General features: G+C 34.6%; 19 protein-coding genes, 2 rRNA genes and 2 pseudogenes. 2 read left to right on the forward strand and 21 right to left on the reverse strand.

The annotated features are described in order from the left end of the window. Positions 1-402: 402 nt before the first annotated feature. Complete coding sequence (locus C1I91_RS18660) at positions 403-1,296, reverse strand: GNAT family N-acetyltransferase (RefSeq protein WP_128214233.1); 894 nt, start codon at positions 1,294-1,296, stop codon at positions 403-405. Between the two features lie 281 nt (positions 1,297-1,577). Between C1I91_RS18660 and C1I91_RS18665 the strand changes: the two genes are divergently transcribed. Further along, entirely contained in the window at positions 1,578-1,769 is a 192-nt protein-coding gene (locus tag C1I91_RS18665) for a hypothetical protein (protein ID WP_128214234.1), read from the forward strand. Between the two features lie 344 nt (positions 1,770-2,113). Continuing rightward, entirely contained in the window at positions 2,114-2,596 is a 483-nt protein-coding gene (locus C1I91_RS18670) for a hypothetical protein (protein WP_238475831.1), read from the forward strand. A 91-nt stretch (positions 2,597-2,687) separates the two neighbouring features. Here the strand turns inward: C1I91_RS18670 and C1I91_RS18675 are convergent, their stop codons facing one another. From C1I91_RS18675 to C1I91_RS18780, 20 genes and pseudogenes are all read right to left on the reverse strand, one after another. Further along, complete coding sequence (locus C1I91_RS18675) at positions 2,688-4,265, reverse strand: AAA-like domain-containing protein (RefSeq protein ID WP_128214235.1); 1,578 nt, start codon at positions 4,263-4,265, stop codon at positions 2,688-2,690. A gap of 348 nt (positions 4,266-4,613) precedes the next feature. Next, a complete protein-coding gene (locus tag C1I91_RS18680; protein WP_128214236.1) occupies positions 4,614-5,477 on the reverse strand; it encodes a mechanosensitive ion channel family protein in 864 nt (287 codons plus the stop codon). 26 nt (positions 5,478-5,503) lie between these two features. Continuing rightward, complete coding sequence (locus tag C1I91_RS18685; RefSeq protein WP_128214237.1) at positions 5,504-6,559, reverse strand: mechanosensitive ion channel family protein; 1,056 nt, start codon at positions 6,557-6,559, stop codon at positions 5,504-5,506. 10 nt (positions 6,560-6,569) lie between these two features. Next, positions 6,570-7,433, reverse strand: a complete 864-nt coding sequence (locus tag C1I91_RS18690) for a hypothetical protein (protein WP_128214238.1) — start codon at positions 7,431-7,433, stop codon at positions 6,570-6,572. Then, positions 7,433-8,089 carry a hypothetical protein gene (locus C1I91_RS18695; protein WP_164880584.1) on the reverse strand — a complete coding sequence of 219 codons (657 nt, stop codon included), beginning with the start codon at positions 8,087-8,089 and terminating at the stop codon, positions 7,433-7,435. Before C1I91_RS18695 ends, C1I91_RS18690 begins: the two co-directional genes overlap by 1 nt. 163 nt (positions 8,090-8,252) lie before the next feature. After that, positions 8,253-8,585, reverse strand: coding sequence for a divalent cation tolerance protein CutA (gene cutA, locus C1I91_RS18700; protein WP_128214240.1), 333 nt, complete (start codon positions 8,583-8,585; stop codon positions 8,253-8,255). A 116-nt stretch (positions 8,586-8,701) separates the two neighbouring features. Next, positions 8,702-10,756, reverse strand: a complete 2,055-nt coding sequence (locus C1I91_RS18705) for a DUF2264 domain-containing protein (protein ID WP_128214241.1) — start codon at positions 10,754-10,756, stop codon at positions 8,702-8,704. A 15-nt stretch (positions 10,757-10,771) separates the two neighbouring features. Further along, positions 10,772-11,893, reverse strand: coding sequence for a glycoside hydrolase family 88 protein (locus C1I91_RS18710; RefSeq protein ID WP_128214242.1), 1,122 nt, complete (start codon positions 11,891-11,893; stop codon positions 10,772-10,774). Positions 11,894-11,949: 56 nt separating this feature from the next. Then, the gene (locus C1I91_RS18715; RefSeq protein ID WP_128214243.1) at positions 11,950-12,753 is read right to left on the reverse strand and encodes an AraC family transcriptional regulator; all 804 of its coding nucleotides are present in this window, start codon (positions 12,751-12,753) and stop codon (positions 11,950-11,952) included. Between the two features lie 1,223 nt (positions 12,754-13,976). Next, a complete protein-coding gene (locus tag C1I91_RS18720) occupies positions 13,977-14,708 on the reverse strand; it encodes an alpha/beta fold hydrolase (RefSeq protein ID WP_128214244.1) in 732 nt (243 codons plus the stop codon). Then, positions 14,666-15,319 (reverse strand): TetR/AcrR family transcriptional regulator, encoded by a 654-nt coding sequence (locus C1I91_RS18725; protein WP_128214245.1) that lies wholly within the window; start codon positions 15,317-15,319, stop codon positions 14,666-14,668. Before C1I91_RS18725 ends, C1I91_RS18720 begins: the two co-directional genes overlap by 43 nt. Positions 15,320-15,750: 431 nt before the next feature. Next, positions 15,751-16,092: a hypothetical protein gene (locus C1I91_RS18730; RefSeq protein ID WP_205694234.1), complete on the reverse strand. Its 342-nt coding sequence runs from the start codon at positions 16,090-16,092 to the stop codon at positions 15,751-15,753. Between the two features lie 147 nt (positions 16,093-16,239). Next, the gene (locus C1I91_RS18735; RefSeq protein WP_128214246.1) at positions 16,240-16,800 is read right to left on the reverse strand and encodes a 3-ketoacyl-CoA thiolase; all 561 of its coding nucleotides are present in this window, start codon (positions 16,798-16,800) and stop codon (positions 16,240-16,242) included. Between the two features lie 343 nt (positions 16,801-17,143). Continuing rightward, positions 17,144-17,698: a hypothetical protein gene (locus C1I91_RS18740; RefSeq protein WP_128214247.1), complete on the reverse strand. Its 555-nt coding sequence runs from the start codon at positions 17,696-17,698 to the stop codon at positions 17,144-17,146. Between the two features lie 319 nt (positions 17,699-18,017). Further along, positions 18,018-18,232: pseudogene (locus C1I91_RS29935) on the reverse strand (IS110 family transposase); the annotation flags it as partial. Between the two features lie 188 nt (positions 18,233-18,420). Further along, positions 18,421-18,768, reverse strand: a complete 348-nt coding sequence (locus C1I91_RS18750) for a hypothetical protein (protein WP_128214248.1) — start codon at positions 18,766-18,768, stop codon at positions 18,421-18,423. Further along, a complete protein-coding gene (locus C1I91_RS18755) occupies positions 18,755-20,248 on the reverse strand; it encodes a pre-toxin TG domain-containing protein (RefSeq protein WP_128214249.1) in 1,494 nt (497 codons plus the stop codon). Before C1I91_RS18755 ends, C1I91_RS18750 begins: the two co-directional genes overlap by 14 nt. Before the next feature lie 528 nt (positions 20,249-20,776). Beyond that, a pseudogene (locus C1I91_RS29830) lies at positions 20,777-22,304 on the reverse strand (IS1182 family transposase). 218 nt (positions 22,305-22,522) lie between these two features. Then, positions 22,523-22,640, reverse strand: a 5S ribosomal RNA gene (gene rrf, locus C1I91_RS18775). A gap of 55 nt (positions 22,641-22,695) precedes the next feature. Continuing rightward, positions 22,696-25,608, reverse strand: a 23S ribosomal RNA gene (locus C1I91_RS18780). Positions 25,609-25,797 lie beyond the last annotated feature (189 nt).

Here is a 25,797-nt window from a genome sequence, read left to right on the forward strand (position 1 = left end):
ACCTTTACATAAGACTTTTATCATTGCAATTATAAAACAAATAGCCACCCACATTTTTTTAATACATTCCTATATAGTAGTATAAATTAGTATTGCCCTCCATTAAAGGACTATTTTAGCCTAAAACTTTCTTATATAACAAGCATGTCATCAGAAAAAAATTACTGAAAAAAACCTTAACCAGTGAGCTTTTTTGTAGAAAAAAGCTTTATATTATTCTAAACAGTAAAAAAATAAAAGCTATAAAGAATCATTTCCTTAAAGCTTTTAATATTGAACAACTAAATATTATATATTAACATCTTGGTAAGAACCAAAATATCTTAGGATTTAACTTCTTAATTTTAGGCTATGTTCAACACAGTGCTTTGACAGTGACTATTTTAAACATTAATCTAGCAGCTAAATCTTTTGTCTCCAAATAGTTGATGTTTTAAATGGACGTAATCCGATGCTGTAGTAGAACTGCTGTGATGATCCTACTATGGCCTTCTTCGCTCCTAATTTTCCTACACGACTAATGCCTTCTAGCACTGCTGCTCTTCCTAGTCCAATCCTTCTATATTTAGGGTCCGTAGCTACAGGTTCTATTACTGCATAACCAGCTTTAGGATCATACCACATTCCACAATAAGCAGCAAAATTACCATCTGGAGCAACAACTGCTACCTTTAGCTTCAAGTCCACATTTGGACGAATCATCTCTTCCATTACTAACTGTCTATTTTTCTCTGAAAACTCAAATTCTCCTTCACCGTCAAGCTCATGATTAAACCCCTTCCAAAGAACCCGTAAGTATTGGTAAGGATCATAATTATCTTTCATATCAGTTATATAAAATCCCTCAGGCAACTGGTATGAAGTTTCTGTTTTATCAAGATAAAAAATCGCATCATTTTCTTTTTCCGGTGTGGCACAAAATCCTAGCTCCGCAGCAATGTCTTGAAAGCTCAAATCATCATCTGAAATCACAACTCCAAAATTTCCGTCTTTACAAAGATTCTCTTTTGCATAGGTTAGCATTTCTTTTTTCAGGTAACCATATTCAGCTAAGGTTAAACAAAATCCCTTGCCTAATTGACAATCAAAGGTTGCCAGTCCAACAATTTCACCTTGATCTTCCCATACTCCTATTTTACCTACAGCGGATCTGTCTAGATAGCCGTGGGTTATCATCCAGTCCCATCTTGTATAAGTAAATTCTGCATACCCTAATTTTATAAAAAACGCTCTAACCTTATGATAGTCCTCTGTAATACCTGGTTTATCGGTATAATTTCTAAATATTATGCTCATATCTATCCCCCCTTGACACCATTATATATTTATACAACTATACTGTATATTCCCAGTTCATACAGAATCATTCTTTACATTGTAGGTGTTTATAAATATGTCTAGAGTGATTTGGTAAAGCTTTAATATATATGTTATAAGAGTATTGATAGAATAATCCCCCATATGATTACATTTAGCTCAGTATATGGTATAATCTAACAAACGAATATCTTATGAAAATGCTTAATTTAGCCAATGAGTTTTGGGTATATTGATTAGGAAAATAGGAGGTTTTAACTGTGAAAAAAATCAATAAAATATGGCAACCAATCTTTTATTATATTTGCACCATCTGTATGCTCGTAATTGCTATATTCAACTATAATAAGCTAAAAGACCAGGCAAACTTAGTTCTTCAACTTCTTTTAGTTATAATATTTATAGTAAACAGTATCGTAGCCACTGTTAGATATAAAAAAAGTTTAAAATAATTGTGTCTCCTACTATTTCAAGTTTTTTGATCTACATATTAATTTTAAATAAAAAATAAATTTCCTACTCTACACTTCTTTACATTAAGAATCCTATACTGTGTCAATATCTGTTAAAACTATTGGTACTACAGCGCCAGCTTTATTTATATTATAATTTTCTTTAATGTCATAAATACATTCCAATACTAAAGACTAGTGTAATATTTACCACAAATTCTGAATATGTATTATAAAAATAGTTTATGTTTTGAAATTAAGTGGTTATGAAGAAATCATATTAATTCTTTGCGCAAGCTCATCTAAGCATTGGATGACTGACCACTTAATTTCAACATAGTACTTTGATATATACTAAAAATAATATAGTAGGTGATTTAATGTTTCAAACTCTTTTAATTTTTGGTCTCTTCTATCTTTTATTCACTGGAGTAATCTCAATAGTCTTGTATATTATTTTAGCCTATTCTTTATACAAAATGGCAGTAAGACAAGGCTTAGAAAACTCTTGGATTGCATGGATTCCTATAGCTCAGCTATACATCCTTGGTAAGTTAATTAGAACTGTACAGGTCTTTGATTGGGAGATTCCAAGCGCAGAAGTTATTCTTCCTGTAGCAGGTATTATAGTATTAATCTTTAATCATGTACATTTCTTAGGTGGCCTACTTTCCTTGGCTAATTATATTCTTGTATTGTTTGCATTAAATAAGCTTTACAAGCTATATAGACCAGAGAAGGCTACGCTTTACACAGTTCTAAGCATATTTGGTGTTACTGTACCTTTCATATTACTGTCTCTAAAAGACTATGACCAAATATCATAACTTTGAGCTAATACAGTGAAAAATGGCTGTTGCATAAATCATGCAACAGCCATTTCTTATATTATATCCCATCTCATACTAGGTTATCTAATCAGCAATAAACTTCTATTATTCTTTTTACACTATCTTTAGAAGCTACAGTAACCTCTTCAATATCACCTTTCTTGCTCTGCTCTTTTCTAAAATCAAATACTAGAAGATATCCTTCATTTAGGCTATATTGTTCTAAATATTCTCCTAATTGGGTTAATCCTTTACTATGATACTCTTCTCCACGCCATAATTTAAGCTCTATTATATACATTTTTTTATTATAGGTTAGAACTATATCAAAACGCTTTTCTTCACCGCCTTGAACTTCCTTAAAGGCAAAACCTGTTCCGTTTATTATAGGACTTATAAAAGCTAAGAATAATAATCTTCCATCTGCTTCTAAAAAAGTTTCTCTCTTTTCTGAACGCTCATGCTTCATAAATTCAGAGAATTTTATAAGAATTTTTCTTATATCTAAACTATTATCTTCTTTTATATAGGCACTTCTTTGATTATAAACTCCTATTTTAATTGATGTTTCCACAAGTGAACTCATATAATTATAAATCCGTTGCTCGTATATCTTATTGTTAATCTTTACTTTCCCATTTTCATTCTTAAAAATTCCGTAAATTATACCTAAATTTATTATAGGGTTGTCAGTTACATATGTTATATCGTCGTTATCCAATATGATTCTTTTTACTAATTCCTTCAAATCCGCATTATTTTCAATATTTTTAATAAGACTATCAAAATTAGTATTACTTTCTCTTAAAATTTCTTTGACTGCTAAATCCATATATTCATTGTCCCAGGTTAGGTTATCTGATTCCATTATCTTCTCATCTATAATTTTACAAAGCTTACTTACTAAGAAAGGATAACCTGATGTATAATAATATAATCTATCTGAAAAATACTCTTTATTAAGGCTAACTCCCTTAATATCTACGTAATCATCTAGCATAGTTTTTATTTCTTCTGAAGAAAAACTCATATCCACATCAAAATCAGCCGCTATGTTCCAAGGACTATTATATTTATGTTCTTCATCTGACCTAATCTTTATCTTCAAAGTTTTTACATCATGTACTCCAGCTAATATTACACTATGAAAAGTATAGTCTTTTCCAGTGTTCCTCAGCAAATACTTATTTCTAAGCATTCCTAAAAAGCTTAAAAACAGCTGATTATTACTACTTTTATCTACTTCATCTATCATTAATATTATTTTTTTATTGGCTTTTTTAACTAGCTTAGTTATGAAAGTTGATATATCATCAAGATTTTCTGGATTTTCATTTTCCATAAAATCAGTAAACTTTTCATCGTTAAATTCTATAGCTCTCTTAACTATTTTTAGGAAGGCTTTAGAAAACTTCATTTCATCCTGAAATATCAAATCGCCTACGCCTTCAAAGCTAATTGATATAACAAGATAGTCTTGATCCTGGTTCAACCTATTTTCTAGCAAAAATAATGTAGTAGTTTTTCCATATTGCCTTGGTCTATTTATTATGAAATATTCCCCATCTTCAATAAATTCCATTATCTCATCAATTTTTTTCGAAGTATCTACCATATAATGCATCTTTGGTATACATGTACCAGTTACATTAAATTTTTTCTTCATACTCTCTCCACCACCTAATATTGTTATTTTACCATAGTTTAATATTATTTAAACAGATTGATTTTCATAATCTTTTATATATGCTGCAAAGGAACTGATAAACCAACAAATATTTTTGATAAATGAAAGTTATCTTTTTAACTGTATATTCTAATAAACTATTCTACCCATTTATTATACTTATCTCAGGATTTTAACTTTCAAGAGGATTCCTAAAGAATTAAAAATGAGCCTAACCATATTCTAAGTTAAGCTCATTTTTTTATTTTGCTAAAAAACTCTTGCTATTGCTAAGTTTTGCTAGCAAAAAATTATATATTTCCTAGATAGTAAAAGATAATCCTATCTTTACATAAGCTCTATCTGAGGAAGAATAATATTAACATCCTTCTTTGTAAACTGCTTTGCTATTTCAACCGTAAGACTGACTACTGATTTTTTTCTGTCCTTACCTTTACATCTTCCGGAAAATCTTAAGTGCATCTTGCCATCTATAAATTTTTCAATGCCTTGAAACTCAGGTTTCTCTACAAAGGAAGGATATTTTTCCTCTGAGTTTTCAAGAACTGCCTTTATAATCTCTTCAATTTCCTTAAAAGGAACCTTTACCGACACCTTTGCATCTATGTTAATGGTGCTAAGGTTATAAGCTGAATTATTGAAGTTAACAAAGTCCTTGCTCTTAATCTTTTTCCTGTTTTCATCTCCATCTTCCAAAGTTACATAAAATAAGTTTTTATCGACTACAAGACCTGCATATTTCTTAATAACGATGAAATCAAAAGGATGTATTAGATCCTCTACTGCAAGAAATACTCCAGCTAGTAGATTAGCTATAAGCTTCTTACTTCCTATACCTATAATTAAGGCAGCTACCGAACTGATTGACTTTAGAGCTTTCGGATTAACGCCCATTGCTACCAGTGAATTAAAGGTCATGTTAAAAAACAGAATGCAGACGATGACAGATCCTACAAACTCCGTTATCATTTTATTTGTGCCAAAATTCATTATAAGAATCTGCACTACCTTAGTTACAACAATGGTGAAAATAAAAGCAAAGAGTAGTTCTGATGTAATCTTAAATGCCTTTACATTTACTGCATCCATTCCAAATTTCTTTTGGAATAAAGCCATAGAGACAAGTGCTCCTATTAGACAAAGGATTACCACTGCCACTAGCAGCTGCTTACCTTTTTTCTTGGCAGCCATTTTTCTCACACTCCTTGTACATTATCTTAATGTATATCATTCTCTATATGCTTTGACATTTCCTTATGCTTAAGCATAAACTCTCTTGCCTTAGCTTTATCTTCTGAAGTTGCCTTTGAGAATACAGTGTTGTCATTTACAACTATGTGTGGGTAAGGCATGTCAATGTTGTATTCATCAAATAGAAGCTTTATTTCACGGTTTAGTTCTCTTCTTATCTGGAACTTGTCTTTTTCGTGGCAGTTTGCAATAATCTTAAGACTTACACCGTTAGTATTTAATGCACCAACACCTTTGTAAAATGGTCCTTCAACAATTCCTGTTATTCTTGAACCAATCTCCTCAAGCTTTTCAGCAAGAACAGCCTCAACTCTTTCAAGAGATTCGCCGTATTCAATCTCTACCTCACATACTGCTAGAGAAAGGTGATTTGTCATATTAATTATATCTGTTATTTTAGAGTTATTTATAACCTTAGTATCTCCACCGATATCCACTATTTTAGTAGTACGAATACCAACTTCCTTGATGGTACCTCTAAAGCCATTTGCTATTACTACATCTCCAACCACGAAGGTTTTCTCAAAAACAAGGAACAGCCCTGCAATAACATCTTCAATTATTGATTGTGCTCCAAGTCCCACAGCTAATCCAAGTATACCAGCGCTGGCAAGTAAAGTAGTTGTATCAACACCTACAGCTCCTAAGAATAAGAATATTATAGCGATGCCACAACCATACTTTATAAAGCTATCTAAAAGATTTATTACGGTTTTACCTTTGTTTAATATACTTAACATCTTATTTAAAACATATCTTGCTATCTTACTTAAGAAATACACTAATATTATGTAAGTTATAGACTTTAAAATATTAGGAAGCTTATCCATTAAGTTGCCTTTAACATTAAAAACTGAACCTATGTTTTGTGTAAATATATTGTCTGGTCCAAATAGCTTTTCTGCAAATACTCCTACAAGAATGAAAGCTATAATGGACATATAAAGTAAAACATTGATAATAATTGCGGTTATTTCAGCCTTGCTCTTTTTCTTCTTTTCATTTTTTATGTTTTCACTCATTCAAGTCACCTCAATTTTTTATGATTGCACTGTAAACAGTTTTTTGATTAATATTTTTATTACGATCGCTTGGCATAGAAGAATTGGCTATTAGTTCCACAGTATACTGTGGTTTTGGATAACGTTCTAAACTTAAAGCCGTGTTCTTTTTAATGTCAGCTATTATAATCTCACCTTCCACTTTTCCATTGTCCTTAAGGATAAGCTTATACCCTGAATAGTACGAATAGATATCTGAAACTTCAAACCTAATGTATAGATTCTTATCAGAACTATTTCGTTCTGTTATAATTCCTGACACCTTAGGTTCATACTCTTTTTCAGTCTTTGCGGTTCTAAAGCTCTTAGTTAAGAAAGTACGCTTTACACCATCTGCAGCCTTAATTGAAAAAGTATACTTTTTATCAGGCTTAAGATTCTTTACCATATCAGTAACCATGCCTGTATCCACTTGCTTTTCATAGTTTTCACTATCACTACTAACACTAATTACAAGGTTCTTTCCTGTTTCATTGTTGATATCTGCGGAATATTCAACATAGTTGCTTCCAATATCAAAGGAAGATATATTGACCACAGGTTTATCACTAAAGGCAACTGCCACTGCCACCACTGCGGTGACAGCAACGGATGCAAATACTCCAGTGAAGGACTGAATATTTTCCCTTAAGGAGCCTTTTTCCCTGCTTTCCCTATGTTCTTCATCGCCATTATGTATATCATGTCTTTCATTTCTAGTTTCATGATGGCTATGGGTCTCATCTACCCCTGCAGCGTTATGCTCTGACACCACTGCATAGGCTTCATCATGTATCACACGATCATTATCTAAAATACTTTCCTTCTCTTCACCTCTAACAATAAAATCATCCATTAACTCTCACCACCCTTTTTGGCAGAATTTTTTATTTTGTTTTTTGTATAGAACAATGCAATAAGTAGACCTAAAGGTATAAATACAAATAGCCAACTTGCCATTGGTGCATAGTGCTTGTCAAAGGCAACTGCAAAGGTAGAAAACTTTTTCGAATGGATGATAATTTCGTCTCCATTAAGCTCAAAATACTCACCATTTACTGGCTTCTTAGAAAGTACCTGCATCTTCCCATTATGTTCTCTTACAATCTGATAATTGTTCTTATTCTTGCTGCTATCAGAAAGTTTAATCTTAACTGTTATTGGTTCATTGGTTTCACTAATATATCCCTTTGATACCTTACCAGAATTATCGTACACAAGCTTTTCTATTTCTACATTGTAAACTTCACCAGACACCTTTCCTAAAGAACTGATATAATTCTGTACTTCCTTAATTTTTTCAGGTGCCATATTCTGTTTATCCTTAGCATCAACATTTACCTCAACCTTGCCCCCATTTCTAAGGGTTTTCTGCTCTGTAACTGTTAAGTAATTTCCTTTTGTAAAGTCAAATATTTTATCAAGCTTGTCAAAGGAGATTCCCTTGGAGCTATTTTCCTTTGATGTAGCTACGGAAACCGCGCTGGATGGGAAGGTAAGAATAAGATTCATAAGATCCTTATCTTCAACCACAATATTCTTAACTACATTATAAATGAAAATCGTTAGTTTTTTAGTGGTTATATTAGCTTTGACATTAAAGCATAAAAAATGGAACTCCTTTTTAAGAGTTCCATTTTCTATACTTTAAGAAAACTGCGAAGAACTTGTCTGCTTATTCAAATAATTCATTTACAATTGGGATAATATTTATTAATGGTTCTTCATAAGGATGAATTTCTCTGATAATATTATTTGCAGCCTTGGCATATTCTCTCTTACATCTTATCTCCATCTTACATTCTGTACCTTCACATATCTCACCCACTTGGCCATTGAATGGATTAGAACCTTCTAAAGGCCTCCAATAACCTCTAACATTGGTTATTGAAATAACATTATCATAATTTCCAAACTTACATGCATTAATCTTATTAAGTGCATCCCGTAATTCTATTACATATTCTTCTGGAACATATATTTCGATTTTTACTTGTTTAAACTCCATGCTATATCCTTCCTCTTCAAACTTATTTACTTTTCTTCATAAATCTACTTTTAATAAGGTGTCATAAGGTCTGTTAATTACTAGGGACAGTAGCTCCGTCCCTATGCCCCTCGTCCCTATAATTGCAAATTTTCTTCTATTCCTTCAAACACTATTGTTTTACTGCTGCCATTCTTTAAGTTAACAGTAACAGGCCCATATCCACCGCATCTCTTTGCATCTGTATATTCAACTGATGCAATAGGGAATAGCTCCTCTTCTGTAAAGTCTTCATGACTTTCCTTTGTAATAACCTGTGAGATCATTACATATGGTTCATAGCCATATTGCTTTTTACGGGTAAGCTTACCATATACTATTATGGATTGCTCCGAATCTGGATTTGTGCCTTGGCTGTGAAGCATATCTATTTCATCAAAGCCGTCAAACACTGTCATAGCAAGCTGCTTTTCTCTTCCAGTAAAATCATAGCCTTTTAATATGATTGCTTTACCATTTCCATTTTCTCTATGGATAACTTCTGTTCCATTGTCCGGGAAGCCATAAGCTCCTAAGGTCACTGCAACAGGTCTTCTATATAGCCTAAGCTTATCTACTCTCATGATTCCGTAATTCACTGGGAAGTCAGCTAAGTTTACTGCTTGCATCCACATAGACTCTCTTGTTAAATCGTAATTGAAGAACTGTCTGCGGTAGAGTACTCCATCCTTTAAACCATGCCAAAAAGTTACATTACATTTTTCATAGGAAGCATCTGTTATATCCTGTAACACATACTGCTGAGCCTCAACATTCTTTGCTGGTGCAGCTTCCCATGGATATTTTGTATTAAAACATAACTTGGAGTAATTCCACATACCATGTTCATCATTTATATTTTTCACTATCTTACCTGTACGTAGAATAGTCTCTCCATTAGCACCATGATTTGTAAAGCACAATGCTGGTCCATTTAAAACAGTTTCTTTCACCTCATGATCTGATAGTGTATCCCAAGTACCATTGTTTTCTTTTGCAGTCCAAAAAGGATGATCTGCAGGAAAATGAAGACACAAAAATGCTTTTCCCAGCCATAAAGGCGATCCAGCACAGGAATACCCCTGTACTAAAGGAGAGAACTGTCCATAGAACCCTAAGGTTGGTACTCCTTCATGCAAAAAGTCCTCTCTAGTAAAAAACTGAAGAAGAGAACCGGACGCAATTCGTCTTGAAAGTCCTGGATCCGCTTTTGGATTTTTTAATAGGAAGTTTCCATCAAAAGCACTGGTGCTGGCATTTCTGTAAATATTACTACGGCCCCACATGTTAGTAAAACCATCTTTGTCAAAGAAATCCCCATAGGTTTCCATTAACTTATTAGAGTTTTCTTCTATTTGTTTTGCGATGTAAGGTTCTTTTTCATAACCATACCACTGATTCCAAATAGGTCCATATACATTGAAGGCCCAACAGGAGTAATAGTCGAAACAGTGGCCATCCCTATACCAACCATCACCGGCATAATAATTTAAGATTGCCTGTGCATGGTCTAACATAATATCCTCATCAATTTCATAGCCTTCTCTGTATAAAAACGCCAAATCCAGCATGTTAAAAAGACGCCAATTTTGAGGAACAGTATTAGCATGGGCATAACTACTTAGAAAATCTGCAATTTTATCCTTTTCTTCTTTATTATAAGTATCCCATATTTCACTTTTACAGGTCCAAAGACACACTACTAAAGCACAGGTCTCAACTGTTTGTTGAAAGGCTCTAAAAGGATCTTTACTTTGGACAATATTCATTAATTCGAAAAAGTCACCAACATAATTTGCATCACCTTTTGTGCATGCCCTTAAAATATGTTCCTTATAGTAATCCCTTATACTATAGTTACAGATCTTAAGTTCTGGGTTGTTATGAATAAGTGGTGCTGCAATAAAGAGGGATCTTGCTAAGCCTTCAAATATCTCAGCTTTTGTCTCTAATTCATAAAAATCTGAAGGTGAACTATTATGAGGATAAGTTACCTCAGTTTCTTTTCTAGGCATGACCACAGGATCTTTAAAGGATTTAATATTTTGAAAGACTCCAGTTAATAAATACTCACCTGCTTCAATCCAACTTTCTCTAGTTAATCCTGTGTATGGGCTAATTGAAAAATCCAATGTTTTTGGCTGAAAAATCATTTTTATCCTCCCTTATTACCAGATAAATAACTCTTTACCGGTTAATTTCCATATAGCTTCAATAAAGTAGTAATCACCATATATTATTGAAAATTCATGTCGCTCGTCATGATAAGCAGCTGTACACTTTTCCAGAATATTATGAACATTCAAGTCCCAATTGCACCTTTTTTCAGCTAAAGTCTTTATCAAATTAATAGCTGCCTTCTCATAAATTTTACTATCTTTCTCATTTACCTGTTTTGCAATTTCTAAAAGTCCACAGGCAGCAATAGCAGCAGCTGTTGAATCTTCATAGGTACAGTCTTCTGGCTGTCTGAAATCCACTGGGATTAGGCCACTTTCTGGTATATTGTATATAAAATAGTTTGCTACTCTAATAGCTGTATCTAAATACTGTTTATTTTGGGTATGAATATAACTCAAAGTAAATCCATATAATGCCCAAGCTTGGCCCCTAGTCCAAGAAGAGCCTTCCTTATACCCTTGGCCACCAAAAGTCGTAACATATTCACCAGTTACGGGATTAAATTCAACAATATGATTTGAAGAACCATCTGGTCTTATAAAATATTTTTGTGCTGTATCCGCATGAAGCATTGCTATTTGCTTGAAACGAGGATCATTGGTTTCCTTAGATGCCCAATAAAGTAAAGGTAGATTCATCATACAATCAATAATTGCCCAGCCAGCAGTGTTGCCGTCACCACCATCATTCCAAGCTCGTATAAATGAGCCAGCTGGGTTAAATCTCCCTGCAAGATTATTGGCAGCTAATAATCCTCTGTTTTTAGAAGCTTTATTGCCTGTTAATCTATAATTAGCAACCGCTGTAGGAAGCCACTTAAAACCATTATCATGATCTAGTCCCTGTGCCTCCATAAAATTTCTATCTAATATTTTTTCATTATTTTCTGCAATCTCTCGGAACAAATCATTCTTTGTGGCATTATATAACTGCCACATCATTCCTCCCCAAAAACCATTGGTCCACCAACAGAAATTAGCTTTTACCATATCATCAAATTTGCCATCAACAGTTGTATATGGTATGTTTTCTTTATTCTCCTTAGCTACAACTTCGGACTTTTTAATGATTTTTTCTGCAACTTCTTCTGCCCACTGTAATTTATCCATTTATCTTTTTCCTCCAAACTCTTTTATAGGCATTATTTATAATAACTTTTTTATTATTACGAATTCTGTTCCTTTCTCGCTATCATGTTCTCCCTATATTCCCTTGGAGACATGCCCGTAAACTGCTTAAATTGCCTTGAAAAATGAATTTCGCTATCATACCCACAATTTTCAGCAATTGAGCTTATACAAAGTACAGACTGCAAAAGATAGAATTTGGCCTGCTCTATTCTTGCATTTATTACATCCTTCATACAGCTTGTCTGAAATGTATGTTTATAAACATGCTGTACATAAGAAGCACTGGCCTTCAGTTCTCTACACATTCGATCTATAGTCCATTTTTCCTGGGGGTTATTATAAATTTTAGTCCTCAATTCCACTAATTTTTGATACAAAGGATGCGACTTTATGGAATCGTTTTTATTATGTATCTGCTCAGAAAGCCTATAGAGCAATATCTTCACATAATGATCCAAAACATCCTCCTTATAAGTACTTTTAGAATGCATTTCAGTAATAATTAAATTTAGGATCAATGCTAATGATGTAATATCATTTAAAATAACTGGTTTATTTAAAACAATTTTTAGTTTATCAAAAGGCGGTTCTTCTCCTTCAAAATCAAAATGCAGCCAGTCATTTATATATTCACCGCTGTTATTTCCATAATTAGAAGGTACATTTTTATCAAATAAAACCATTGTCCCCGGAGGGGTCTCATACTTCTCCCCATCAATTGAAAAAGAGGTTTCAGTCTTTGTGATTATTAATAAATAATCCTTGCTGCCTTCAACATGTCTTACCACGAAATTCTGAGGATGATGATTGTTACACCCTCCAATATTTACCTTAATCATATATTTCTCCTAATTTATTGTGTTCTTTCATATAGACATCCAACTTCAACTACTAATTTATGAAGGCTCGATATTTCCCTGTAGCCGGATTTATAAAAATTAAATTTTCATAAAGCATATCTATATTGTGAGCCAACATTAACTATTAATTTACATATGCCTGATGCTCTACAGAAGTCAGACATCTTATCCCCACCGCCCGAAAACGTGGAGCATGTATAAATTAAGTTTCTATATAGTAACTCTTTAAAGTTATACTATTTCAGTCTAAAATCTACGTTTAAAACTCCTTTACTGCTGATAGTAATATTTGAAAATATAACAATTATCACATGTCTATATATCCGCATACTTTGTTTTTACGTAGATAGTGAATGATCCAATTACATTTTAATTTTATCAAATTCTGCCTGCTTTACAATATCCTATCCAGCTATAACTTAACATATCCTGCTTTTTATCGAAAAATGCTGTTTCTCATTATCCTATATTATTAGTACGAAAACTTACCACTAATCAATAAAAGCGATTTGGATTGCTCCGATATTTAATAAATTAATTAAATACCAACCTTCAACTTAAGGATGCTAATTGAAGTGCTAAAACAGAAACTAATCATAGTTTTATTTCTGGTTAATTACTGATAAAAAGCTACCCAACTAATATTATAACTTAATAAGTTAGGGTAACTTTTTAATAACCGTATTGAGGGTAGTTTTTAGTATTTTAGTTGTATATGTCTATGTATTTAAAAAATGTGGGTAATTATTAAACACTCAGATAATTAAATAACTTGAGCATAAAGATCTTGTATCTAATATTACGATTATGGAAGTTATGACTGTTTTTATAGCAATATCTTAGGTAGTTAATGCTATTTCTGTAGTCTATGCCTTTGTATTTAAAAAATGTGGGTTATTATTAAACACTTAGATAATTAAATAACTTGAGCATAAAGATCTTATGTTTAAATATTACGATTATAGAAGTTATGACTGTTTTTATTGCAATATCTTAGGTAGTTAATGCTATTTCTATAGTCTATGCCTTTGTATTTAAAAAATGTGGGTGAACTATTAGATGCTTAGTAAGTTTAAAGGATTGAAATAGCTATTAGTACTTTACTTTAACAATAAAAGCTCTATCAATAAACTTAAGATCTACATAGACTTTTTAAATACAGTAAATACAGCATCTTCAGCTTTTTTATCATCATGATTTAATCATAACTTAAAAAAGTCCAGAAGTATGGGATTTATCTGGTCAGCTTTTCTTAGAGGAAAATCATGATTAGCATTTTCCAAAAAAATTGTTTTGCAATTTAGGTTTCTCCTGCCAAGCTCCTCTATGGATCTTATCATTTCCTTAAGTTCTTTTTTGCCGCATACAGCCAGCATTGGTATTTTTATATTTTTATAATTGGTAGTTTCATCTAGCAAAATCCGATTTTTAAACCAGGCTGCATACTGCTCTGGAGTTATCTTCTTTGAATACTCCACCATGAATTCCGTTTGCTGCTTTGTATAGTGCCAGTACTTTGCTTGAAGCTTAATTAGCCAGCCAAATCTCAATGCAAAACTTGAATACTTTGCGATTTTTACATACTTATCAATGGTGTTTTGTGTAGCGCAGACCCAGGCACTTAAAAATACAGCTTTGTCAAAAAGATATTCATATCTAGACACCATTGCTACTGCAAGCTCTCCGCCAAGGGAATGGCCAACTAGTGTAACCTTATCCTTCCCAAGCTTCTTTATAAGATCTGCTAATGCCTTGATAGTCTTTTCAGGTTCATAGAATTCCCCAACCTCTTTGCCACTTCCGTAAAGATGAGGCACAACCAGATGATACTTGTCCTTAAAGCAATATTGATTACAGAAAGTATCAGTGGCTGCTGCTCCGTGTAGAAATACTATTGTGTGGTTTTCCCTTTTTCCGTATTCATCGTAGTACATAAGAACTCCTCCTTATAAAAATTTTGCTTATATAACTCCAATACTTTTGCAAACTCCAAGTCAATTTCGTCTATGTCTTTATCGCTGCTTAAGGCACTTCTCATAAAGCCTTCAGCACACCATTGCAGTGATTGAAAAAGAAGCGATATATCTACTCCTTCCCTAAACTTTGTTGTATCTATCCTTTCAAAAAAGTGTCTATAATTCTCCTTAATCAAAGGTTCTGCAAATCCAGCTATGTCACCGATGACATCCTGATCATTTTCCATATATACCTTAACTATAAATTCATATATATACCTGTATTTCTTCATAAGCTTGCATTTTATCCTCTGAGATCGCAGCAGTATTTCAAAAAAATCCTTTTCCTCAACATTTCTGTTTCTATTAATCTGGTCAAGCACCAGATTGATGCAGTGTTCATAAAGGAAAAGATACATTTCCTTCTTATTTTTAAAATAATAGAATAGGAGTCCCTTGGATATTCCCGCTTCCCGTGCAATTTCTAGAGTTGATGTCTGGTAATAGCCTGACTTAGAAAAAACCTTCAATGCACTATTTATAATCTGCATTTGCCTCTCTTCAGGCAGTTTAAAAAACTTGTCATTCATACATAGCCTCCGAGTGTATTAACCAAAACGGTCAATGGATTCTATAGTCATATTACATCCATTGACCGTTTTCAACAAGGGGCTATTTAGCATTTATTTTATATGTACTTATCATTTGAATCGATATGTAACCACTGACGTTTTTTCTCTATAGATACTCCTGTTACATCAAAATGCACAGCACCTTGAGAACTAATCAATTATGTTTTTATATTTTCTTCAATATATTTCGAATTCTCACATAAGACACTTATTTCTGTAGAAGTGCTAAAAAAATAATGAACCAGCTTACTTAAATTTCAGCTGATTCATTTCATCTTCTAACTGCATTGTTAGAAATATGAAGTTAAATATAATATTAAATTTATTGATTCTATTATATTTCCTACTTAAATATATTTATGCAATTATTTAACTTTAAATTATGCATTCTATTTCCAACCATTAGCTTCTAAAAATTTATCAGGTATTCTCAACTTCAATTGCTCATCGATATCAGCCCAAAATTCACGTAAATTCTCATTATCATCCCATTCTTTATTACTGTCTAATGAAATAGCGTCTGCTCCTAATAAAATAGAACAGCCAAAGTGTCCTCTATCATAATTAAGTATAACTATATAATATTTATATACACAAAACTTTAAACTAAACATCCTATATGGTTCGTCAGTAACATCATATAATGAAAATCCTTGTACCCTATTTTCAAAGTAATTTTTTGATGTTTCAATAAACTTCCTTGCAACCTCTTTTGCACTATTTTTCTCCATACCAAAATCCTCCTTCTTCTCTTAAATATAGATAGCCATATTTATCCTGTAAATACTTCCATTCAAGCTCAGTAAAGCTTCCCTTATATGCAGTTAATTCAAGATTATATAAAAATCTAATTATTTTACCTGTAGTTGCCGCATCATCTAACTCAGGAACATTAAAATAATCAACATTTCTTGATAATTTAATTCATACTTATTCATTGCATCATCATATGCACTACCCATGTCAAAATACATATGTCCATCATTTTTTGCAATTGTATTATATGAATCCGGACCTGGGATCTTCCAATTTTCAGTTCCATCCGAATTTATTGTTGGTCGATATTTTCCTAGTGTTATCGAATCAGATGACTTATTATGAATGCTCAAATCCCTTAATTCATTATACTCATTTATTGGAATTTTCCCACCAACTTTACCATCAATCACTTTTAATCCATCTATTATAATGTCAGCTTTACTTCCTCCCTTATCTATAGTCACAGCTTCCTTAGCCACCATATCCTCTTCAGCCTTGCTTTTCTTAACCTTATTTAGAATGTCTTCTAGCTGACCTCCACCATTCATTCCAAAGGAGATAGAGCCTTCTACTTTTCCACCTATTTCTCCAAGCTTTATTGCATTCTTTACCTTTGCTACTGCTCCTATCCCTGCTGGAGCTGCTGAAAGACTACCTATCTCGGAAAGCTTTAACTTCACCAATATAGCTTTCTATGGTTTTAGCAATCTTGCAATTTCAATTAGGCTCGTTTTCAAATCTTCAATTCTTGACACATAATCTTTTCTCATTCCAATATTCTATACGTATAGATAGAGCCAATGATTCTCCATTAGAAACATTGACTCTTATCATAGTTATAGTATATATTTAACTTTCTTCTAGTTACGACTCACTGCATTATTGTAATTATGCAGTGTATTCTACCTTGCCAACATTTCAACATTCTTTACGAATAATCAATTCTGATTTTTGGTACATTGTACTTAGTATTATGTAGTCAGCAAAGTATATTTATTACAGTCACTTCCTAATTTAAATTTCTTAATATGCTAAATTTTCCTTAGTCATATCACCTGTTTTAGTATCAATAGTAAAATACCAACTATTTCTGCCATATGCATCAACATTAGTTTTTCCTACATCACATACAACTGAAGGTTTATTCTTTGAAGTTGATAAGTACTCAAATTTATATCCTTGTGGAGGCTCTTTTTCAAATAACAATGTCCCATCTAATGCAAACCCTTGTAATCTCCTATCAACTCCATTTGATGCTGTGATTATTAGCACAACTTGACCAATGTAGAGTTGAGCATTTACGATTTTTTTACAATTCACTTCTACCATTTTGTCTTGATTCAACCATCTCACTATATTATTCACCTTATCAAATATAAATATTGGCCCTCCGTCAAACGAAAGATGATAAATTTGGTCTTGTGAATAATTTTTCCCTGCCTCAACATACACAAAATTTTTCTGTCTATTAACTGAGGCAAAATGCGCATTCTTAAATGTTTCCTTAATGACCTTTCCGTCATATAGCCAACTTACACTTTGATTATGGCTATCCCAAATAAAATTTTCAATAGTCATTTTTTCTCCTCCTAATTAATTGCTCCTACTGAAACAATCTCTAAATAATCCATTTTATTTACACTTCTATCAAATAACATTTGTATTTGGCTTCCTCCACCAGATAAGTATTTATCAGCATTCAAGTCTATTGAGTTCCCTTTGTTAAATCCTCTTCATCCGCACCCTTATCTATCGACACAGCTTCCTTGGCCACAATATCCTCTTCAGCCTTACTTTGTTTAAGCAGTAGAATGTCTAAACGTGATTCACCTTACCTCAGAAGAGCAGTATTTCTTGCTATTAGCTCTGATTCCATATGTTATAAAATGCATCCTATCTAGTTCTTCATCATTCCATAGATAATGTTGTTAAGCCTTCTCATTACACACACTAACGCTTGTATTTTAGTCTTGTCTTACCTTCTGAGACTTTTCTCTTATAGTATTCTAGAAAAGATGGTTTTTTAGGAGTTCCTTTTCTTGATACTTGAACCTGTTGCACTGCTAGTAAGTAGAATACTCCATAAAGTTCTCTATTACCTTGCTTACCCTTTTATCTTTCTCCTTACTTACTTGAGCTAAAAAATAATGAACCAGCCTACTTAAATTTCAGCTGATTCATTTCATCTTCTAACTGCATTGTTAGAATTATGAAGTTAAATATAATATTAAATTTATTGATTCTATTATATTTCCTACTTAAATATATCTATGCAATTATTTAACTTTAAATTATGCATTCTATTTCCAACCATTAGCTTCTAAAAATTTATCAGGTATTCTTAACTCTAATTGCTCCTGAAGCTCTTTACAGAAAATATCAAAGTCAGCTTGTTCGTACCATTTCTGACTATTTTCAAGACCAATAAAGGATTTCTCACCGTATTGAATACTACATCCTATTCTTCCTCTATCATAGTTCAATAGGATACAAAAATAATTATACGCTTGAAAATTAATACTAAATGCTCTATGGTTATTATCATCTACAACATTATTTATTTCAGAACTTCCAATTTTATTTTTCATATGACCTCTTAATTCTCTGATAATTTTCATTGCCATCTCTTCCGTTTTATTTAACTCCATACCAAAAATCTCCTCTCTTAATTAAGTCCGTATATCCACACATACGCATTATATAGTTCCATTCATCTGCTAATGCACAATCTCCATATGCTCTTGGATCATGTGAAAATCTTATTTCTTTTCCTGCTTTTATTGCATCATCTAATGCTGGCACATTAAATAAATCAAACATATCTTTATCTGTAATATCATACTTACTCTTTATAACATCCCAATCATTTCCTAAGCTAAAATATGTTGTATCATTAGCCATTACTGTATATGAATCTTTTCCTGGAATTGTCCAGTCTAATGTGCCATCAGGGTTTACTGTTGGCTTATATTTACCTAAAGTTATTGTATCTGAATTAATATTTTGTATAGACTTTGCCCTTATCTTCTTAAAATCATCCAATGGTATTTTCCCATTAACTTTACCATCAATCACTTTTAATCCATCTATTATAATGTCAGCTTTACTTCCTCCCTTATCTATAGTCACAGCTTCCTTAGCCACCATATCTTCTTCAGCCTTGCTTTTCTTAAGCTTATTTAGAATATCTTCTAGCTGACCTCCACCATTCATTCCAAAGGAGATAGATCCTTCTACTTTTCCACCTATTTCTCCAAGCTTTATTGCATTCTTTACCTTTGCTATTGCTCCTATACCAGCTGGAGCTACTGAAAGCATTCTTTCCAAACCATTTAAGTCTCTGCCTGAAACTAAATCTTCTCCTAGTAATCCTTCTAGAGTCATTTTTTCTATTCCTAATACCGGAATAAAATCTAAACCTATGGAAAGTTTCTTCTCCCCTTCAGTTTCGAAGTTAAAGTCTCCACTTTTTATTATTGTATCTAGATAATCGTCGTAATTATCTATTGTTTTTTCTTTTTTCTTGGTTAAATTATACCATAATTTCTTTGCAAAACCAGGTAGTAATGAGGGGTAGTCAGCCTCATTATATGTGTTTAGACCTTCGTTATATTTTTCAATAAGAGCTTTACTGTCTTCATACTGCTTTTTTATATTGTTGGATATGTTTCCAAAGCCTAGAATGTCTCTTATGTTCACTTTATCCTTTATCGTAGTTGTATGTCCTACAAAAGCTTGCACATTTGTTGTTATTCCTAACTTATTGTCTACTGTTATATCCTCAAGTTTTAAGTCACCCAGCTTGTCTAATAAAGCTTCTTTCTGCTTATAATAAGGATCATCCACGGTATCCTTATACTCTCCAACGAAGCCTCCATCACCATTTACATTATATGTTCCCCCTATAAAACTCTGATATTTATTCTTGTAGTCTCTTAAATATTGTATATCGCTTTCCAGTGATTGATAGTACATCCTATTTAATTCATCATGTTTGTTTATTTCGTTACTTGCTTCTTTTAAAAGTTCTTCTAACCTATTGAGGTTTTCTTCTATTATAGTTAATGCAGTGTACCCTTGCATTCCCTTTTCATACACTGTATTGGAGTCTATCAGAAAATCTTTCATTATTATTCTCCTATACTGTATTTTACTCTTTCTTAATAGCAAGATTAATTTTATAAATATTAGCCAAACCAACTACCTTGTTATGGAATTAATGGCATAACATTTACAATGTATATAATACCTCATTATTCTACTTTTTTCAAATATTGTATAATGAACTTATACCTATATACTCTATTTCTGAAATAGTTTTTATTAGTTAGCCTGTTTACTTTATACATTTCCTTATTTAGAGCTATCAAATTTTCAACGCTATCTTCTTGCTTTTCTTCTGTGAACCTTCATATATAATATTAGCTATTATATTTGTTGCATCCCGATATTCTTCCTATATATTACCACTGTAAAGTGTATTGATATTCCTGAGTTATTTGAATTCGATATATTATAAAGATAATACTTTATTTTGAACTGACATATATTTATCTAAAGTCTTATATGAGTTTTAGTGATTTGTATTTTGGGACAAAAGCTCCGTCCGAAACCACTGAAAAAGTAGCATCTTTTAGACAATAAAAAACGGCTTCTTCAATAAAAATAGATTAAACATCCTTTATTTGTAAAAAACTTCAGTATATCTAATAAAAAGGAGGATACCAGCTTGGCTATCCTCTTCAAATTTACCGCTAATGCCGTTAACCGGGCTTGCATGCCCATGCTTCTTAGACCATACCCTTTGGCACGGTCTAACCCATGAAATCTCTTCATTTCACCATTTTTCCACTCATTACAGGAACGATTTTTATATTTTTCTAGAAAATCTTGAGTCTTTGCACGTTGACTATACTCGTAGTACTCATGTGCATTTACTCCAACTTCTAAAGTTCTTGCTGACACTTTACCATTAATACATTCAGAACGGTGTGGACAATCTTTACATATTTCTTTGTCAAAAGTATATCTAAAACTTTTTTACCACTTTTATTGATTTTTGCTTTCTTTTTTTACTGTATTGTTTCCATATTTACAATACCATTGGTCGGAGTCTTTATTATAATTAAATTTACTCTCATCGATACGATATACAGATTCACTAACAGGTATATAAGCTTCTGCTTGATCTTCTTTAATTAAGTCTAAAATGGGTTTTCTAAAGTATGCTTTATCACCATAAACTTCTTCCGCTTCAATCCCTGCTTCTTTCGTTAGCTCGTATAATTCTTTAAAACCTGTTCCGTCAACATAAGCTCCATCATGTACTGCTACCGCAGTGATTATACGTTCTGAACCTGTAGTCATTATAAATTCTGTCTTGTATCCAAAAAACTATCAGTTTTACTTTTGTTTCCCACTCTTGCATCTTGGTCTACTAATGAACGTACTCCTTTTGTTGAATAAATTTCTCATCGGATATGATTTCACGAGCATTCTTAATAACCAGCGCGGTAGCAGAAGTATCAGGATTTTCTATATGATTTTCTGCTTTCTCCATAAGATCTTCCAAGTATGCTTTCATTGTTTCTTTGGCTACTTTGTGATCGTCGATTGCTTTATAATCAGGAATGTTTGCATCAACATCCTCAGGTATTGACCCTCTTTCTTCTTCTAGGTTCTTTAGGACTTTTTTAGCTAAGTGTTTTAATACTCTCTCAGGAACTAACTTACCTGTATTAGCATGTGTATGAGTAGCATCAATGCTTATACTATGTCCTTTTATAATTCCTTTTTCAACGCATTGTTTTACAACTTCTTTTATGATCTCATCCATTGTAACTTCTTGTAGTCTATGAACTCTAAATTTAGCAAGAAGACTTGGATGCGGAAGTTCCTCTTCTGGGTTTAAGCCAACAAACCACATGGATGCAAGATTTAAAGAAGTTTCTTCTATTATTTTTTCATCCGATAGATTATATAAATATTGTAAAATCAACAATCTTATCATCATTTCCGGTTCCTTTGCGGGACGGCCATAATATTTGCAATAAGAACTTTCAAGAAGTTTATTAACAAAACTAAAATCCACAGCTTGATCAATTAGTTTCAATATATGATTATCGGGAATTTTGTGGTATAATATAGAATATAGACTGTATTGTTTTGATTGATTTCTTAACATATGGTTGAAACCCCCTTTTTGGTTATGGTTGTCGCAATTCCATTATACCATTTTAAGGGGGTTTTTTGTATTTTATTCTACTTTATTCTGATTTATTTTACATATTTTCAAATATTTATAATATGTTTTTCAGTGGTTTCGCTCCGTCCCCGTGTCCCACTAGACAGAAAAAAAGACCTCACATAATTGTGAAGTCCTTCTTCGTAACATATTATATTACCTAGCGACCACTTACTCTCCCACACAGTCGCCCATGCAGTACCATCAGCCGTTCATGTCTTAACCTTCGTGTTCGGTATGGGTACGGGTGTAACCCATGAACGCATCACCACTAGATATTGAAAGATTATTCTTTCAAAATTGCACTTAAGTTAACTTTGTAATATTTATTTTGGTTAAGCCCTCGATCTATTAGTATCGGTCAGCTGAACATGTTACCATGCTTACACCTCCGACCTATCAACCTCGTGTTCTTCGAGGGATCTTACTAGCTTACGCTATGGGAAATCTAATCTTGAGGTGGGCTTCACGCTTAGATGCCTTCAGCGTTTATCCCTTCCCGACGTAGCTACCCAGCTATGCTCCTGGCGGAACAACTGGTGCACCAGAGGTCAGTCCATCCCGGTCCTCTCGTACTAAGGACAGCTCCTCTCAAATTTCCTACGCCCGCGACGGATAGGGACCGAACTGTCTCACGACGTTCTGAACCCAGCTCGCGTGCCGCTTTAATGGGCGAACAGCCCAACCCTTGGGACCTACTTCAGCCCCAGGATGCGACGAGCCGACATCGAGGTGCCAAACCTCCCCGTCGATGTGGACTCTTGGGGAGATCAGCCTGTTATCCCCGAGGTAGCTTTTTATCCGTTGAGCGATGGCCCTCCACGAGGTACCACCGGATCACTAAGCCCGACTTTCGTCCCTGCTCCACTTGTATGTGTCGCAGTCAGGCTCCCTTCTGCCTTTGCACTCTACGAACGATTTCCGACCGTTCTGAGGGGAACCTTTGGGCGCCTCCGTTACTTTTTTGGAGGCGACCGCCCCAGTCAAACTGCCCACCTAACAATGTCCCGTCACCAGCTTCATGGTGCCCGGTTAGAATCCCAGTACTGTCAGGGGTGGTATCCCAAGGTCGACTCCACATCCCCTAACGAGGATGTTTCCCAGTCTCCCACCTATCCTGTACAGACAATACCGAAACTCAATGCTAAGCTACAGTAAAGCTCTACGGGGTCTTTCCGTCCAATCGCGGGTAGCAAGCATCTTCACTTGCACTACAACTTCGCCGGATTTACAGTTGAGACAGTGCCCAAGTCATTACGCCATTCGTGCGGGTCAGAACTTACCTGACAAGGAATTTCGCTACCTTAGGACCGTTATAGTTACGGCCGCCGTTTACTGGGGCTTAAGTTCACCGCTTCGCGTTACCGCTAACGATTCCCCTTAACCTTCCAGCACCGGGCAGGCGTCAGCCCCTATACATCAGCTTTCGCTTTAGCAGAGACCTGTGTTTTTGCTAAACAGTTGCTTGGGCCTATTCTCTGCGACCTACTCTCGTAGGCACCCCTTCTCCCGAAGTTACGGGGTCAATTTGCCGAGTTCCTTAACTGTAATTCTTCCGCCGGCCTTAGGATTCTCTCCTCACCTACCTGTGTCGGTTTGCGGTACGGGCACTACATTTCTCCCTAGAAGCTTTTCTTGGCGACTGTAGAATCAAGTACTTCAGCCTAAAAGGCCTTCCCCATCACACCTCAGCTAATACAGCCGGATTTGCCTAACTGTATACCTAAGTGCTTAGACTAGCATCCAATAGCTAGCACACTCTATCTTCCTGCGTCACTCCATCGGTAATAACGATTTGCAGTGGTATCGGAATATCAACCGATTGTCCATCACCTACGCCTTTCGGCCTCGGCTTAGGTCCCGACTAACCCTCAGCGGACGAGCCTTCCTGAGGAAACCTTAGGTTTTCGGCCACTAGGATTCTCACCTAGTTCTCGCTACTAATGCCAACATACTCACTCGTAATCAGTCCACCGCTCCTTACGGTACGACTTCAGCCCGATTACGACGCTCCCCTACCCAAGCAGAAGTTTACTTCTGCCTGCCGTAGCTTCGGTGATAAGTTTGAGCCCCGAACATCTTCGGCGCAGGATCTCTCGACTAGTGAGCTATTACGCACTCTTTTAATGAGTGGCTGCTTCTAAGCCAACATCCTAGTTGTCTTAGAAATCCCACATCCTTTTCCACTTAACTTATACTTTGGGACCTTAGCTGACGATCTGGGCTGTTTCCCTTTTGACTACGGATCTTATCATTCGCAGTCTGACTGCCGGACTAATACTATATGGCATTCGGAGTTTGATAAGGTTCAGTAAGCGATATGCCCCCTAGCCCATTCAGTGCTCTACCTCCATTAGTCATATCCGACGCTAGCCCTAAAGCTATTTCGGGGAGAACCAGCTATCTCCGAGTTCGATTGGAATTTCTCCGCTATCCACAGCTCATCCCATGGTTTTTCAACACCAACGTGGTTCGGTCCTCCACGAAGTTTTACCTTCGCTTCAACCTGGCCATGGATAGGTCACCCGGTTTCGGGTCTACGGCATGCAACTATTCGCCCTATTCAGACTCGGTTTCCCTTCGGCTCCGTACCTTAAGTACTTAACCTCGCTACATACCGTAACTCGTTGGCTCGTTCTACAAAAAGCACATCATCACACACATATGGTGCTCTGATCGGTTGTAGGCACACGGTTTCAGGTTCTATTTCACTCCCCCTCCCGGGGTTCTTTTCACCTTTCCCTCACGGTACTTCTTCACTATCGGTCATCAAGTAGTATTTAGCCTTGGGAGGTGGTCCTCCCTGCTTCCCACAAGGTTTCACGTGTCTCGTGGTACTCTGGAGCAGAACTATGGTCTTCTTGTTTCACTTACAGGACTATTACCTTCTACGGTGTATCTTTCCAGATATCTTCAATTACAATAGCCACCACATTTATGTTCTGTCCGCAACCCCAAAGATAAATCTTTGGTTTGGGCTCTTCCGATTTCGCTCGCCGCTACTGACGGAATCGATTTTTCTTTCTCTTCCTCTAGGTACTTAGATGTTTCAGTTCCCTAGGTTTACCTTCCTATAGCTATGTATTCACTATAAGATACGTAGGGTTACCTACGTGAGTTTCCTCATTCGGAGATCTTTGGATCACAGGCTATTTGCGCCTACCCAAAGCTTATCGCAGCTTGTCACGTCCTTCTTCGGCTCTTGATGCCAAGGCATTCACCATGCGCCCTTTCTAACTTAACCTATGTCGTGTCATTATAACCGGCGCATTACTTCGTCACCTTCCTCACTACGCTGCTCACTTACCTGAAGTAAGCTCCGCGGCTCATTCGTCGGTTCCTCGTATTGCTTGATTCTAATGATACTCCGAATTTGCTTCGCAAATTCTGCGTATGACTTATAGATGTACTGTTCACACTGGTGTGCGTTTGT

Source organism: Clostridium manihotivorum (genome assembly GCF_004015185.1).
Taxonomy (GTDB): domain Bacteria; phylum Bacillota; class Clostridia; order Clostridiales; family Clostridiaceae; genus Clostridium_AR; species Clostridium_AR manihotivorum.